This is a genomic window from Flavobacterium sp. RHBU_3 (assembly GCF_046613565.1).
Taxonomy (GTDB): Bacteria; Bacteroidota; Bacteroidia; order Flavobacteriales; family Flavobacteriaceae; genus Flavobacterium.
Map to the genome: position 1 here is coordinate 118,436 of NZ_JBKJHC010000013.1, position 16,742 is coordinate 135,177.

Here is a 16,742-nt window from a genome sequence, read left to right on the forward strand (position 1 = left end):
GACGGTTCTTAAAAACGAACCGTCTACTGAGAACTAAGCTAAAATTTTCCTGCCCCTTAAGTTTTGCACTTTGTCCTGATGCTTATCCCTCAGGGCAGGTTCTCCTCTTATGAAAAATCTTTATTATTTAACCCTGCGGTTAATATATACCCAGCCTGTTACTTTTTTACCGCCCGATGTTTCAAGGCTGTAGAAATAAGTACCGGTAGGCAGTTCGTTATCATTATTATCCTGGCCGTGCCACTGGTTCGTATAGCTGCCGGTATAGTGCCACATTTCGCGGCCATATCGGTTGTATATACTTATTTTTTCTACCTGCATACCGCTTAGGTCGAAACTGTCGTTCAGGCCGTCGTTGTCCGGCGATATACCCTTCGGAATACTGCAGGTAATGCTTTCTACAGTGTATTGAGCGGTAGCGGTACAGTCACCTAACGAAGCCGTTACGGTAAAGCCCAGAGGCAATGTCATGGTAGCTTCATTATAGTAATTAGTAACATTAAACTCAGGAGTATCTACAGCTACAGTAACGCCAGCTTCATTATTCCATTCGAAAATTACACTGTCGCTTATAGATTCTTCTACCGTTGCTACGAGCCAGGTTTCGTTTCCGCGGCACTCCTGAGTTACAGTAACGTTTATCTCGTTTGTAATAGTTATGGTAAACGCAGTTGTACCGCCTGTATTACAAGTGTCGGCATCTGCCTCAACAGTGTACTTAATTTCGTAAGTGCCTGCCTGGCTTTGCGCAATGTTTATCTCACCGGTTTCGGCATTGATAACCACACCTTGCGGTGCTGTAAACGTACCACCGGCTGTAAAGCCCGAAGCCAGTTCAGGAACAGCGTTTGCACTGTTGCTGCAATACGTGGTTTGGTAGCTAAACCCTGTTACAGGAACCACAGGAGCGGTAAGTTCTACCGTTGTGGTGTAAGTTGCAGCTGCGGTACAGGTTACGGCATCTACAGCAAGAGTGTAGGTTATGGTATGCGTACCCGCCTGTGCTGATGCAAGGCTTATTACACCGCTTTCGGCATCTACAGTAAGGGTAGCCGAAGCAAAAGTTCCACCAAACGTAAAGTTTTCAGGTAACACCGGTACCAGTTCCTCATTTGCATTGATACATGCAGGGGTTTCGTAGGCAAAGCTTGCTACAGGAGTACTAAGAGCTGTAATGGTTACGCTTACTGTAGTGCTGCCTCCTGCATTACAGTTTGATGCGTTTACAGTGTAGGTAATGTTATAAACACCCCCTGTAGCATTGGCTAAGTCTATTTCGCCTGTTGTTGCATTTATAGGTAAGCCGCCATCGGCACTAAAAGTACCTCCGGTGTAGAAACCTTCTGCCGTTGCAGGAAGCGGGTTTTCTTCGGCTATACAATAATCATTAGCAAAGGTAAATGCGGTTACCGGCGTAACAGGATTTGTAAACAGTATATCAAAAGAACCTGTTCCGCCTGTTAGGCATAATGCAGCATTGTCCGCTACTGTGTAGGTAATAGTATGCGTTCCTGCTGTAGCAGAAGCCACATCAACTTGACCTGTTACAGCATCTACGGTTAGTGTAGTTGAGCTGAACGTACCGCCTGTTGTAAATCCGGTTGTGGTAGTTGGTACTACTACATCCTGAGTGCTAAGGCACAGTTGTGCAGGGTATGTAAACCCTGTTACTGCAGTTGCAGGAGTTGTAAACTCAATATCAAAAGAAGAGGTACCTGCTGCAATACAGTCAACCGTGTTCTCGGCAACGGTATAGGTTATGGTATGTGTTCCTGCTGTTGCAGAAGCTACATCTACCTGACCTGTTACAGCATCTACCGTTAGTGTAGTTGAACTGAACGTACCACCTGTTGTAAATCCGGTTGCGGTAATTGGCACCACAGCATCCTGAGTGCTAAGGCACAGTTGTGCAGGGTAGGTAAAGCCTGTTACGGCAGTAGCAGGAGTTGTAAACTCAATATCAAAAGATGAGGTACCCGCTGCAATACAGTCAACCGTGTTTTCGGCAACGGTATAGGTTATGGTATGTGTTCCTGCTGTTGCAGAAGCTACATCAACCTGACCTGTTACAGCGTCAACCGTTAATGTAGTTGAACTGAACGTACCGCCTGTTGTAAATCCGGTTGCGGTAGTTGGTACTACGGCGTCCTGAGTACTAAGGCACAGTTGTGCAGGGTAGGTAAATCCTGTTACCGCTGTAGCAGGAGTTGTAAACTCAATATCAAAAGATGAGGTACCTGCTGCAATACAGTCAACCGTGTTTTCGGCAACGGTATAGGTTATGGTATGTGTTCCTGCTGTTGCAGAAGCTACATCAACCTGACCTGTTACAGCATCAACCGTTAGTGTAGTTGAGCTGAACGTACCGCCTGTTGTAAATCCGATAGCAGTTGTAGGCACTACGGCATCCTGAATGCTTAGGCACAGTTGTGCAGGGTAGGTAAAGCCTGTTACCGCAGTAGCAGGAGTTGTAAATTCAATTTCGAAAGAATAAGTACCCGCAGCTACACAGGTAGTAGCATTATTAGCTACAGTATAAGTTATGGTGTGTATTCCTGCTGTTGCAGAAGCTACATCTACCTGGCCTGTTACGGCATCAACTGTTAGTGTTGCAGAGCTGTAAGTTCCGCCCGTAGTAAATTCTGTAGCTGTTACAGGTAATATTGCATACTGTGTGCTAAGACATATTGGGGTGGCATAACTAAATTCTGTTACCGATGCAGCTGCCGGTGTTACTGTTACAGTAGTGCTGTATGATCCGGCAAGTGTACAGCCGCTTGCGTCAAGGGTATAGGTTACCTGGTATTCGGCAGCAATACTTTCGCTAAGGTTTATTTCGCCTGTTTGCGCGTTTATGCTAAGTCCTGCAGGAGTAGCTGTAAAGGTACCACCTGTGGTAAATCCGTCAGCAAGGGTTATAACCGGAGCTGTGGCAAGCGCGCAGTATGAAGGGGCATCGTAACCAAAGGTTACGGTAGGTACAATTGTAGGGTTTACAACAACCTCTACGGCAGCCCTGTCGCCTTCACATCCTTCTCCGTTTACATAAGCCACATAATACGTGGTAGTACCCGGAGTTGTGGTTGCCGGTACCGGAGCCGAAGCAAGCGGAGTACCGTTCTCAGCTACGTCATACCATACTATTGTATAACCGTCCAGCGCAGGAGCGGTTAGGGCAGTAGCTACTGCATCCTGGCAGTAGGTTACCGGGGTAGTTACCACCGGTACTTCGTCGTTAGCCACATTAGCTATGGTAATGCTCTTCTGGCAGTAACGGGTGTTCCAATAGAACTTATAGTTACCGGTATCTACAAGGCCGTTAACGGTAGTGTTTGTAGCTGATGCGTTTGTAAACGTAACCGCTGTAGGGTTTGCAGCATCGGCAGTCCAGTTTCCTACGCCTATTGCCTCAAGGTTCATTGAATTCTGAGAACAGTCAAGCGAAGTAGGCTGGGTTACTATTTCTACGTGAGGTATTATGCTCACGGCATCCAGCACGTTTCCTATGCCATTGTCTTTGGCACGGAAAATAAACCTTGTAATGTTTTGTCCGGCAGGTACGTTGTAAGTACCGGTTATTAGTTGCCAAGACGAAAGGCTTACGTTATCGGCAACTTCTTCAAACGGACCGGCAGGAGGTCCGGCCCAAAGTTCTACTGAAAGCCCTGGAAAACGTGTTGCCTGGGCAAAACTAAAGTCGTATCGGGTAATTTCTGAACTGTCAAGGTCCTGGTAAAGTCCCTGAATGTTCACTAAGTCGTTAGGATCATAGGCTGTTTCTGGGGTTAACAGCTGTATAAACTGGCCACCGTCATATGCCTGGATGCCTGTTACATTCAGTGCATCTATATATAGCATTCCCTGGTTTGAAGGGATGTTGTAGCGCCATGCCGGTACCACATTAGTCCTGTAATAATTATCCAGTAATCCTGTAGTAGCCTCAGGCTCTTCAAAGCTGGCATTAGGCACATTCAGTGCACATAGTTCTTCAGGAGTTTTTACACATACATTAAACGTGTAGGTGTTTGGCTGTGCATTGTTTAGCGTAAGCCTTATTTTGTATGTTTCACCGGCTATAGTAGCGGTAGAATAGGCAGCAAGCAGGGTGTTGTTAGTGCTGCAGGCCATTTGTTCAAGCGTTGAACCGTTTACATGATATAGTGTCATGGTTACGGCAGGGTGAGCTGGGTTTCCGGTAGAAATATAGTACACACCAGAGAAATCTACCAGCTCTATAATGTGTGCTGTAGATGTAGCGGTAAACTCATACCATATATCGCCGTTATTAGTGCCAGCGCAGGTTGTAGCCTCAGCAGAAGCCGTTGCACCTGCAAATGATGCTTTTTCGCCTGAAGTTACACATTGCTCACCGCTGTTTACAGGGATTACAATAGCATTTTGTGCACTGTCGTTCCTTACAAACGATTTTGCACCACTCCAGAAACTGGTGTTATTTGTGCCGCATACAGCCCTTACAAAGAACTCGTAAGTGCCTGCTGTAACAGAGCTGAAATCACTTGCTGTAGGGATGTATGAAGGTGTATTTACCAAAATACCCGACTGTGGCAGTGTACCGTTATCCAGCGGTTGAATAAATACTTCCCACTGTGTTTCAGATCCGCCTGCTGTCCAGGTAAGCGTACCGTTTTCGGCAGCAGCAAGGTTAGTAGGCATAGGGCAGGTTACAGGGCTGCACGATGCAAAACCTGTATATATAATATCGTTCATCGGGCCAAATGGTGCAGGGCTTGTCCATACGTTTTGGCCGTCTTTTGTAATTTGTAGTACAGTACTGGCACTGTTGCCCGGTACGTAGCCTATACCATCCCAAAGTAGTGAGAACTCTACGCCATCACACAGGAATACGGTAAAGGTATTTGTAGCACCGGCACTGGTGCTCGTAAGGTCTAACGAAGCCACTACAAGCTGGTTTTGTATTACCTGTACTTCGCCCGATAATCCTCCCGAAAGCGGGTTAGTAAGCGTAAAGGTATATTCACACGCAGTATCCAGCGGACACATGGTGGTAAAGGTAAACGGCTGCGACCATTCGCTGTCTTCAGTATCTGAACAGGCTGCCCTTACATAATAATCGTATTGTGTAGCGGCTGTAAGGCCTGATATTGTTGCAGGGTTAGTAGTAACACTCGTTAGGTACGCAGCGTTACCATTGCCCACAGGGGCAGGGATTCCGGCAGGCTGTACGTATACATCCCATGCGGTTTCAGAGCCTACACTATCCCACCCAAGCTGTACTTGGGTATCGCCTATGGTTACTGTAGTAAGGTTTACCGGAGCCGGGCAGGCAGGCCTGTCTTCTATAATTACGTTGTCTATAACCAGTAACTGGCCCCTGTAGCCCCATGCATTTGGTGTTTCCTGAGGAATGTGGAATCCTATGTTAATATTACCGGTAATACCAGCAGGCAGGTTGATGATTTTTACCTTATACTGCTCATTGTTAAGCGGAGTAGTATCGGTATCAGTCGTATATAGTGTAGTAGTAAAATCAGCAGGTGTTATGCCGGTTGTACTCAGTTTTACTTCAAGGTCTTCGGTAAATTCTGAGCTGAATACCCTGTAGTAGTACCTTAGGCGCTGGTTTGCCGTAACGGTAATGGTTGGCGATATTAACCAGTCATCATTAGCGCCGTTAAATCCTGTAAAGATGCCTGCCGCCTGTGTACCCTCATAAGGGTTAGAGTTAGAGTTCATGTTCCACTCACCCACATCGTTGTTGTCGTTTCTTACCACCCAGCAATGCTCAGTAGCCGAATCTGGGTTAAACGTTTCAATAAACGGAGAAGGGTAGGCCTCACACAGTGTTTTAAAGTTTACAGGACCTATCCAGTCGCTCTGGTCAGTGTCGTTACAGTATGCCCTTATATACACTTCGTAGTTAGTATCAGCTGTAAGCGTAGTAATGCTGTAGTTGTTGCTGGTTACCATAGTGCCGGTAGTAGGTACGCCCGTTCCTTGTGGCTGGATAGCTACCTGCCATTGGGTTTCAATGAAACCGGCATCCCAACTCATGTCTGCGCTGTTTATGCCCACGTTGCTTACCGCAAGTGCCGAAGGATCCGGGCAATCAGGAGCATCCTCAATCCTTACATCATCAAGATAAAAGATAGACGAAGGGCTTACTACATAGGTTGGCGGCACCCTAAACGCTATGTACACAGGGCCGTTTGCGTTTATGAATAGTGATTTTTCAAGGTAGTCAGTGTTAGTAAACTCCATTAAAGGCATAATAACACTAAAGCTTGAAGGGTTTGTGTCAGTAGTAGACATAAGTACTTCTACACCAAATCGAGCCGTGGTAAAGAAAGCACTTACAAGAGCTTTATAATTAAATTTAAGCGCCTTGGTACCCTGTACGTTTATTGCAGGGCTTATAAGCCAGTCATCAAAACCGGTTACCGTGCCAAAAAGGGGCATTTGTATACTGGCCTGTGTTGTAGAAGTTAGTGACCACGCCGGGCCGTCGTTATTGGCGTTTAGTGTAGACCAGCAAAACTGGTGCGAGTTTACTAAATCAGTATCGTTAAAGTTTTCTGTATACGGTACTTCAAACACGGCACACAGGGTTGTAAATGCCACAGGGCCTACCCAGTTACTTTGCTGGGTATCGTTACAGTATGCTCTTACATAATATTCGTACTGCGTAGCCGGGTTAAGGCCCGTTACTGCAAAGTTTGTATTGGTATTAGCTATAATTCCGGTATTGGTAGTAGGTATACCGGTTCCTGCAGGCTGTACCACTACCTGCCACTGTGTTTCTACATCGCCCAGCGTCCATGAAAGACTGGCGCCTGTAGTGGTAATGTTAGCCACAGTAGGGGTTATAGGGTCAGAACAGGCGGGTTTGTCTTCTATATAAACATCGTCTATAGAAATACGTGTAGCAGTACTTCCTGACCCTGGTGTAACGATAAACGCAATGTTTACGTTACCCGAAATACTGGCCGGAATGTTTATGATTTTTTCCTGCCATGTGGTGTTTGTTATTTGCGTTTCGGGCATCAGGGTATAGGTAAAATCATTATATCCCACACCTGTAGTACTCAGTTTTATAGAATAGCTGGATACTCCTCCTACAACCTGGTGTTTAAAACGCAGCCTTTTTTGAGCTCCTGTAAACACTACCTGAGGCGTTACAAACATATCGTTGTTGTCGTTTTGGTAGGTGTTGGTTTGCATGGTAGCATAGCTGCTCAGGTAGGTCCAAGATGTACCATCGGCGTTTACGTCGATACCCGTCCAGCATGCCTGAGGGGCTGCTGCCGTGGCTCCTGTAAAGTTAGTGCTGTAAGGGGTGCTGTATGGAGAACACTGGGTTTTAAAACGGTAGGCAATGCTCCATGCACCCGGCGTACCACCACATACCGGCCTTACATAAAAGTCGTAAGACGTATTTGCAGTAAGCCCTGAAATAAGATTGTCTGTATTGGTAGTTGTGCTTGTGCCGGTAGTAGGTGCTGCTGCTCCTGCCGCTACCACGGCATACTGCCAGTTACTGATATAATTGTTTACGTTATTCCATGAAAATTTAACCGAGTTCTGCTGAAGGTTGTTATACGAAATAACTCCCGGAGTAGGGCAGGTTGAAGGATTTAGCGTAAATGTAAATGTTATACTTGCTGTTTGTGCCAATTGTGATGACACTACAATGATATACGTATGGTTAGCCTGAACCGGGAAGTTAGGTATAACCTTTAATACGTTTTTAGCAACCGTTAATGTACCCGCCAAGCATGATACGCCTACACTTGCACAGCTGTCATATACTAACAGCGATGAAAAAGCATTTAAACTTGCAGTGGGTACAATCTGCGTCATGGTTACAAGACCATCGGTTGTAGGAGTGTACGAAAAGAATGCCTTGGCTCCGTTAAGGTAGTTTTGTGTTATAGACGGAGAAAGACAGTTAGATCCTTGTGTACTATACACCAAAGATGCGTTTTGGAATGTGTTAAGGTTACCCGTATAGGTATAGGTACTACCTGTGGCAGGTATTACAATAGGAGCATTACACGACATGCCCGGAGTAAGTGTGGTAAGGTTAAAAGGCCCCGCCCACGTGCTTGACGAAGATGAGCAAAGTGCCTTAATATATACGTCGTAGTTTGTATTTGCTGTAAGACCGGAAGCATTATAAGTGCTTCCGGTTGCTGTGCCTACGGTGCCGGGAGTAGCGCCGTCGGCCACTATTTGTATTTGGAAGTTGGTTGCTGATGGATGTGTCCAGCTTAGTGTTGCTGTGGTGGTAGAAACGTTACTTGTAGTAAAGTTTGCTGCAAGTACCGGGTCGCATACTTCTGCTGTAGCTACCGATACGTTATCTATATACCATGCATCAGCGTCAGGGCTTGCGCCCGGCTGGTCGTTTATTACCACAAAAGCGATATAAACACCAATGCCCGGTGTAATGCTCGATGGTATGGTTACTGTTTTGTGTTCGTAACCTATAGGCGAAACTGTGTTCAGCTGTGCCTCAGTCCACGTAGCCAGGATGGTGCTAAAACCAGAAGGGTCGGTTTGCCCGGCGGTAGAAATACGTACCTGGTAAATATTACCATGGTCTATGTTGTCGTTCTGTTTTGTGTAGAAACTGATTTCCCCATTGGCCGGCACTGTGACCAATGGAGTTACCAGGTAGTGCGTAGAAGTATTTCCGGCACCTATGTTTACTGAGCCCGGGTTTATGTATGCCGCGCTCGTATCTAAATATCCGTCTGTAGAGGTACCCCAGTTTATGGAAGAGGATCCACTATTTATCTGTGCCCAGGTAGCAGGTATACCACTACCAAAATTTTCAAGTGATAATTGGGCAAATGCAGTATTCCCCAAAAACAACAATAACATCAGCAGCACTGCCGATACTTTGTTTTTTTGGCCGGACAGGCGCCCACCGTTGCGGGTGCCTTTTGCTGGTTGTGCCAGCGCTTTGGGTTTAGGTAGTTGTATAGCCATTTATTCTGGTTAGTAATTATTAACTTAAAAGCAAAGTTAAATGAAACCTTATACCTAAATTTTATGATGGCTTTTGTAATTCGGTAATTTTAAAAGCCTTTAAAAAAATGTAACATATTGAAATGTTGATGGTTGTAATCGTAATCTTTTTTTAATGCTAATTGCTTCCTTTTCTTGATTCGAGTATCTGCTGAAGCTTCTTTTTTTGTGCATTAATAGTTTTTCTGCTCCTGAAATAGTATCGGGCGGTGAAAAACAGCGCTGCAAAAATGGATAAAACAAGGATTAATGTAGTAATGGTAAACTTCCTGTTTAGGGAAAGAATGTTTTTCTTCTGGGTATTGGTAAGCTCGTTTACCGAATCGCTTATGGCTTTTCGTTCGGCTTCCTTTACGGCAGACTGGCTCTTCAGGAAAAGCTCCCGGTACTTCCTGAAACGTATGGTATCTCCCGTTAGCAGGTAGTTTTCGGCAAGCCCGTTATAAATGGTTCCTTCCAGTACTATGTCGCCTACATCTTTAGAAAGTTCCAGTGCTTTATTAAAGTTTTCTATGGCCTGGTTATTTTTCCCCTGGCGGGCATACACATCGGCAAGCCCTTTTAAAGCAAAAGCTTCAAGGCTGTTAGCGTTTACACTACTGGCATAGGCTACTGCTTTTTTATAGCAGGCTTCTGCTGTGGTGTAATTGTTCATAGCAGTGTGGCATTGGCCTTTATTGTATTCGGCTATGCTCAGGTTTGGCTGCACCCTGGGACCTATTATTTTATTAAACTGCGCAATGCCTTTATCAAAATAGTCTAAGGCCAACTCGCAGCTTAGTTGCTCTTTATATATAATGCCTTTTACTATATTGTTGGTTCCCAGTATAAAGGTAGCATCTTTTATGTTATGGTTCTTAATATATTCGTTACAGCGGTCTATATTTTCCAGAGCCTTATCGTATATTTTAAGTTGCTGGTACATTATGGCCAACCTGTTTATTACCGTAGCCTGCAGGCTTTCGTCGTTGGTTTTTTGTACCATGGCTTCTGCCTTTTGCAGGTAATCCAGGCTTTTTTCATAGTCGCGCTTTCCGGTATAGCCCTGCGCTTTCATCAGCAGCGCCTTAACCCTTTCGGGCGAGTCTTCGGCCGAACTTTTATAAACCGAATCAGCAATTCGTATTACCTTTTCCGGGTCTTTGTACATTATCAGCTTGGTACGGTGTACTATGGTATCCAGTGGAACTTTGTTCTGTGCAAAGCAAACAGCAGGGCTCAGGCAGCAAAATACCGCCACAAGCACAACAAGATTGTATAGGATAGCCTTTACTTTCATGCCTTTTGTTGTATTTGTTTGCTCATTACCTGTATAAACTCGGTAGGCGATATGCCGGCAATGTTGCGGAAAACCGTAGTAAAGCTACTGTGCGAAGAAAATCCGCTTTCTTCGGCCAGGTAGCTAATTTTGTAGTTAAGGTAGTTAGGGTCGTTTTTAAGCTTTTCTATAATATAGTTTACCCTAAGCTTGTTTATGTAGGTGTTGTAGTTATCGTTATAATGGTTGTTTATTACCTCAGACAGGTATTTGGTATTAACATCGGTTTCACCGGCCAGTAGTGCCAGCGACATGTTAGGGTTTGTAAACTTACCCGACTGTTCAAAAACCTTAAGCTTTTCCAGTATCATGCGCTCTGTGTCATCGGGCATGTTTATTTTTTTGTCTTTTTCCTTAGCCGAAAGCGATTTTAATACCACAGGTTTTTTCTCCAGCAGCTTGTTTGGTACCTCCAGGTAGCCTATTATTTCTGTAAGCTTGCGTACCCTGAGGTTTTTGTAAATGTGCAAAACGTAGAATGTAATAACCACAACGAATAACAAGCCTGCTAATACTATGTAGTACATGGTTTTTTCTGACTCCGCAGCGCTGTACGTGGTTTCCATCTCGCTTTTATACAATTTGTAAAAGCTGTTTAGTGCGGTAATTTCATTATCATGAATTTCTGTGTAGGCCGAAACAAACTTTTCGTTGTACTGTATTTGCTGTGCCGGGGTCATGTAGCCTGTAAAGTAAGTAGACAGGCGTTCGTATATGCTGCTTTCTATATAAGGATTTTCAAAAAGCACTGTTTCGCTTTCGGCACCGGTTAACAGGCTTATGGCTTCCTCATTGCGGTTGTCTTTCCTTAGGCAGTCCGACAGCAGTACCATAACGGCGGCTTTTTGCAGCCGGTTATATCCTGTGTCTGTTTTATAGTTTTCCAGTGCAGTGGTAAGGTACTGCGCGGCCTTGTTTGTGCCGGTGTTTGTAAGCGCCTTTAAAATAGCGTAGCCTGCATACAGGTCGTTATCTTTTATTCGCGCCGAAGTGTATAGCTTAAATGCGTTATCTATAATTTTTTCGGCAGCCGCCATACTATCCCGGTGGATAAGCACATAGGCTTTTTCGTACTCGTTTTGTATTTTGGTTTTTAAAAGCCAGTTTTCTTCGTGGTTCTTAAAAATTTTGTTGGCCTGCTCTTCGTAGTCTTCAAACTGGCTGTGGAGTTTCAGGCTGTGCACCAGCTGCGCTTTCCTCAGTATTATTTCCAACTTTAGAGAATCGGATACCGATTCTAAATTTTCGCCGGCACTAAAAATGTATTCTAAAGATTTATCGTATTCTCCCCTGGAAAGGTAATAGTCTGAATAAAGTACCGCAACCTGAGACTTTTGTTCACTCCCTTTGGCATTACTTTTTAAGTACGAAAGGATGTTGTTTATAACCGATGGCTCGTGAAAAATGTCTTCCGAAGCCTTTTTGTAAAGGGTGTTAAACTCAGACTGTTGTGCATAGCTGCTATAAAAAAATAAAAATACCGCCACGGTAAGCAGCGTGTAAAAACTACGGCATTTTAATTGGTTTATATGCATTGCACCGGTATAACTACCTCACAAATATATGCATTTTACCCCCTTTAATTACACGGGGCTAATATTAAGCAGGTTTATGAGTATGATGCTGCTCGTTATGAATTGTTTATCCGGAAACGCTATTCTTCTTTCTTCCTGTACGACCCGGGTATGGTGTTGGTGCTACAATTCCCGATAGGCGGATTTTAAATCCGCTATCGCAGTTCTGTTGAGTCATAATTTATGTTGAAATGAATAGTAAACTATCCGGATTTTTCTTATACTTGGCTCTTAGTGGCTGCACTATTATAAACCATCAATCCATAGAAAATACATGTTAGAAAAATTTGAAGATTTTATTATTGAAATCTGTGAGAATAATAAAATACATATAAGTAAAAACAATTTAACTGAGGTAAAAAACAATGTTGATTTTTTTAGTCAACGATTACTTTCTAAAGCTCAGGAACGCATGAAAATCGAAATACCTAAAGAGGATTATCAGTATGATTCTATAGGTGCTTTAACGTTTGATTGGGATTCTGCACCCAGTCAAAATGATGAGGAATATATTTGGGGAGGATTTCAACTGCTAAGTCTAATTGAATCGTTGGGGAGTCATTCAAATTTTTGGGATATTTATAATAACGATAGCCGCTTTTGGCAAAATAACCCACAACCCGAAGCTGAAGCTATCTGGAAAGACTTTTTACCTAAGCTGAATTATATAAATGGATCCGGCCATGGGCAGGACGGTACTTTTGGCTGCATATTGCGTGAAGAAGGTGTTTACCCATGCCCTATGTACTTTTATGATTCGGGTATCTGGTTTAAAATGGATATGGGTTTAGAGGAGTATTACAATACCATGTTACAGTGCAAGGCGGTGTATTACTGGCAATATTTTTATATAGATACTGATGAAATTATAAAAAAGTTAGGCAATTTTAAACCTGTTTTTATAGAATATGGCGGACAATATTTGGAAGGTCCACATGCCTTTGGAGATAAATTTAGAGACGGAACGTTTACCTATTCGGTTGAAGGGGTTTTGCATCAAATGAAAAATATCATCAAGCGGTTTCCAAAATTGTTCCCTGATTTTGACTTAACGTATTTTAAAGAACGATGTACTGCTCTCGAAGAGGCGTTAAGTAAATAACCCGATAGCATGGATTTTACCCGAGGCAAACCCAAAGTATAGAATATTAGCCTATAATTTTAAAGCCGATGGTGAATCGGTTGAAGGAAGTGTTGAACAGAAAACGAAAAAAGATAAATGGATAAAATAATGGAACAAGTAAGGGAATTTATTTTGCATTTCTTAGCAAAAGAAGCTGATTGTTGGTCAAAATCGCATCTCAATGACTTAGATGCGTTTAATCAAACGGTCAGGGAATTGTATGGAATGGCAATTGACGAACTTGATGAGGGGTTAGGAATTTTTGAAGAAGATAGCCTAACTGAGAAGGAAAACCCAATTGAATATGTTCCCCGCCACTTATATAAACTTAGTACTTATCAAAATAAGAATTATGGTGATATTTGGGTGGCATATACTTCTATCCAAAATCCAACTGATAAACCTGTTGAAAACATAATTTCTGAGGGCTTTATTATCGCTCAGATAGAAAAAGAGTTAAAAATTATAGGGACAATGTCAACTTATTTAAACCGTTCAACTATGGCTGTTATGGGATGGAAAGCAAGCATATATAATCCTTCTGATTTAGATATTAAAAAGCTCGGTAAATTTATTTTAACAGAACGTTATTCTGAGCCAAGCAACTACGATAACTTTTCACTTAATGAATACCTGAAGGATAGTTAATCTTTCAATATTTATTTATAAAAAAACGAAGCCCTTAAAAGGCTTCGTTTTTTAGACACTCCCGGATTACACCCGAGGGCTTGCCCGAACTGACGAAGTGAATCTGCTATTGGGGGAACAACTTACTTCAGTAAAGTATCTCACTTTGGAAAATGGAATAAATTAGTATCTGAAAATAAATAAAAACATATGGGTTATACTTTAGAAGATGTAAAACAATTTATTGAGGAATTTACAGAATTGGAATATCAATTCGGGATTGGTTTTTATGATAATTCTATTAATGATGAAGAATGGGAATCTTTAGTTAGTAAACTTGAGAGTTGTTATAGCGTCAGATTTGGTTTCTATTCAATAACTAATACTATAAGGGATGAATCATATATGAACGAAGAGGAGCTTTCTAATGAGAAAGACAATCTAAAAAAAAGGCGCTTGTTCTTAATTCGGAAATATGAAAAACCTGTATTCGGTAAGGGCATGATAGGGATAGATACAGATGTTGTTTTTTCGTGTTTTTTGGGCTCTAACATAAATAATATGAGTTCTGAAAAATATTACAGTAATGTAAGCCTTGGTGTAGTTAATGGAGAACTAAAAGTAATAACCGAAAGAGAACTTAATTTTGAAAAAAGAAGAAGTGAAGAAATTATAGAGTGGATTTATAATAAAAGATCTAATGTTTATACAGAAGCCCTAACCATAAAAAAGGACGGTAAATTGGTGGATACCTTACGGGTTTTTGAACCGGATCACCCTACATGGTTAGCAGATTATAATTCTTAACCATAAAAAAACGAAGCCCTTAAAAGGCTTCGTTTTTTTATGCATTAAAGTCAACTGCTTACCAAAATAATACAGTTGGTAGGCGTTATTATAGCCGACTCAATAGGTTTCTTTGGATGGCTTACAATTCCGGTTTATCCTTCCTGTACGACTCAGGTATGGTGCTGGTGCTACCATCTCTCCCTGCCCTGTAATGCGGCGACATAATTTCTATACCCGCTTCATTACAGCAATCCTGAATATTCTGGTGCAGTTCTGAGTAAATGGCCGCTTGTTTTCCGGGTTCGCGGGTGTAGGCATTAATTTGGTAAGACACATAAAAATCCTCCAGGCTTGTTTGCAGCACAAAAGGTTTTGGGTCTTTTAATATATGCTGTGTACGCAGGGCCGCTTCAATCAGTGCTTTGTACATATCCTGCCATGGCACATCATACCCTATGGTTACGGTAGTGTGCAGTATAAGGCCTTTTTCGGGGGCATCGCTGCTGTAGTTTATGGTGTGGCTACTCATTACGTTTGAGTTCGGTACCGATATAATCTCGTTTTTCGGGGTGCGTATCCGGGTTACCAGTAACGATTTTTCTATAACGTCGCCGGTAATGTCGCCTATTTTTACGCGGTCGCCTATTTTAAAAGCCCTCATGTAGGTAAGCACCAGCCCTGACATTACGTTGCTTAACGAACCCGACGACCCAAAGGTGAACAGCACTCCCAGGAATACCGATACACCCTTAAACACCGGGCTTTCGCTGCCCGGCAGGTACGGAAAAATAACCGTAAACATAAACGCATAGAGTATTATACGTATAATTTGGAACGAAGGCGATGCCCAGTCAGGATAAAAGCCGTCTATTTTTAATTTGCCCGTTTTTATTTCGTCTGCAAAGTACTTTAATAGCTTTATTACATACTTAAACACAAATACAATTACTATAATGGTAAACAGGTTAGGCAAATAGTTAATTACACTGCGGCCTATGTTTTTTATGGGATTTAAAAAATAAGACAACAGCTTTTCGGCCAGCCCGCTCGTCCAGGGGAATATGGCAAAGAGTAGGGGTAACGATATGTATATAAGTACAATGATAAGTACCCATTTTACAACCGTGTTTACAAACAAAATTACCTGCGTAAGCTTGTGCGAATCTAATATGGTGTAGTTAGTAACCGAAAAAGATTTAATAAGCTTATCCTGTTGCCCGCTTATTTTCAGGGCAGTCCATTTAAATAATTTTTGGGTATAAAATATAATAAGGAATATAAGCCCCAGCAGGGCTATGGCCATACCTATTTCCTTAAGGAGTTCGGTAGGGCTTATTTCAGAATGGTATTCGTTAATGGCCTTGCTTATTTTTACTTTGTAGGAGTTGGCCAGGTTTTTCCGGGAGGTGTTGTTCCACAAAGCATCATCTTCTGTAACGCTTACCAGTATGGTTTCGCCGTAGCTCACTTCGCAGGCAGTACCGTTATCGGCTACGATAAGGGAGTCGCTGGTAAAGGTGCCGCTATTGCTTAGTTTTTTTATTCGTTGTGTAATGGCATCGGCCCGGTCTGCTGCCGAAAAGCTGCCCAGCCTGTTGTAAATTACAAACAGTGTATCATCAAAAAAACCGTATACGGGGAAGCTTTTGGCCGTTTGCCGTAACGAATCTATTTTGGCTTTTCGCAGTGTGTAGCCTTCATCCTGTTTTTCCTCAAGTTTTTTTATTTGTTGTTGCAGGTCTTCACGGGCTGTTTTGTCGTTTTTTAGCATTTCAAGCTGTTGCTGTAGTGCTGATTTTTTTATGGAATCCTGCAGGCGCTGGGTTTCCAGTTTCGTGTATTGTTTTTTATAATCGGCTAAAAGAGCAGTGTTTACAGAGTCGGCTCCGGCTGTGGAAACCGAGTCTTTTTTTTGGGCGAAACAGGCCGAATGTACTAATAACAAAATGAGTACATGAGTAATAGAAAGTACTTTTTTCATCATGCCAAATGTGTTTCAGGAGTAACTCTAAGGTACAGTTTTTTGATAAATCTTTTACATAGAGGATTATTTTTAGAAAATACTGAATGTGTGGTTTTGTTGTAAATGATTGTTAATAAGTTGTTTGTGTTTTAATTCAGTAAAAACTTACAATATTATTATGTTAAAAAAAAGTTAAACAGAAAAACCTGCGTCAAATTCCGCTAACTTTAACAGAAGCAAACAGCACCCCAACCGTATCTGCTTAAAAATCATAGTTTTTACACGTTTTGTTTGAGTTTTCAATAGAGGTCTTTCTGATAAAATTTAAATATTGTG

7 protein-coding genes are annotated in these 16,742 nt (G+C 42.4%); 3 read left to right on the forward strand and 4 right to left on the reverse strand.

Annotation, left to right across the window (positions count from 1 at the left end):
- Positions 1-123: 123 nt before the first annotated feature.
- The 3 genes from ACLI1A_RS16990 to ACLI1A_RS17000 form a co-directional block, all read right to left on the reverse strand.
- Positions 124-8,973, reverse strand: coding sequence for a choice-of-anchor J domain-containing protein (locus tag ACLI1A_RS16990; RefSeq protein WP_411409880.1), 8,850 nt, complete (start codon positions 8,971-8,973; stop codon positions 124-126).
- A 157-nt stretch (positions 8,974-9,130) separates the two neighbouring features.
- The gene (locus tag ACLI1A_RS16995) at positions 9,131-10,291 is read right to left on the reverse strand and encodes a tetratricopeptide repeat protein (RefSeq protein ID WP_411409881.1); all 1,161 of its coding nucleotides are present in this window, start codon (positions 10,289-10,291) and stop codon (positions 9,131-9,133) included.
- Positions 10,288-11,865 carry a helix-turn-helix domain-containing protein gene (locus tag ACLI1A_RS17000; RefSeq protein WP_411409882.1) on the reverse strand — a complete coding sequence of 526 codons (1,578 nt, stop codon included), beginning with the start codon at positions 11,863-11,865 and terminating at the stop codon, positions 10,288-10,290. Before ACLI1A_RS17000 ends, ACLI1A_RS16995 begins: the two co-directional genes overlap by 4 nt.
- A gap of 313 nt (positions 11,866-12,178) precedes the next feature.
- On the opposite strand from ACLI1A_RS17000, the gene ACLI1A_RS17005 reads away from it, so the two are divergent.
- The 3 genes from ACLI1A_RS17005 to ACLI1A_RS17015 all read left to right on the forward strand — a co-directional run bounded on the left by ACLI1A_RS17005 (position 12,179) and on the right by ACLI1A_RS17015 (position 14,461).
- On the forward strand, positions 12,179-13,006 hold the full coding sequence (locus tag ACLI1A_RS17005; RefSeq protein ID WP_411409883.1) for a hypothetical protein: 828 nt from the start codon (positions 12,179-12,181) through the stop codon (positions 13,004-13,006).
- Positions 13,007-13,123: 117 nt separating this feature from the next.
- Entirely contained in the window at positions 13,124-13,675 is a 552-nt protein-coding gene (locus ACLI1A_RS17010; protein ID WP_411409884.1) for a hypothetical protein, read from the forward strand.
- Between the two features lie 189 nt (positions 13,676-13,864).
- The gene (locus tag ACLI1A_RS17015; protein ID WP_411409885.1) at positions 13,865-14,461 is read left to right on the forward strand and encodes a hypothetical protein; all 597 of its coding nucleotides are present in this window, start codon (positions 13,865-13,867) and stop codon (positions 14,459-14,461) included.
- 121 nt (positions 14,462-14,582) lie between these two features.
- Here ACLI1A_RS17015 and ACLI1A_RS17020 read toward each other — a convergent pair whose 3' ends face one another.
- Positions 14,583-16,427, reverse strand: a complete 1,845-nt coding sequence (locus ACLI1A_RS17020) for a mechanosensitive ion channel domain-containing protein (RefSeq protein WP_411409886.1) — start codon at positions 16,425-16,427, stop codon at positions 14,583-14,585.
- Positions 16,428-16,742 lie beyond the last annotated feature (315 nt).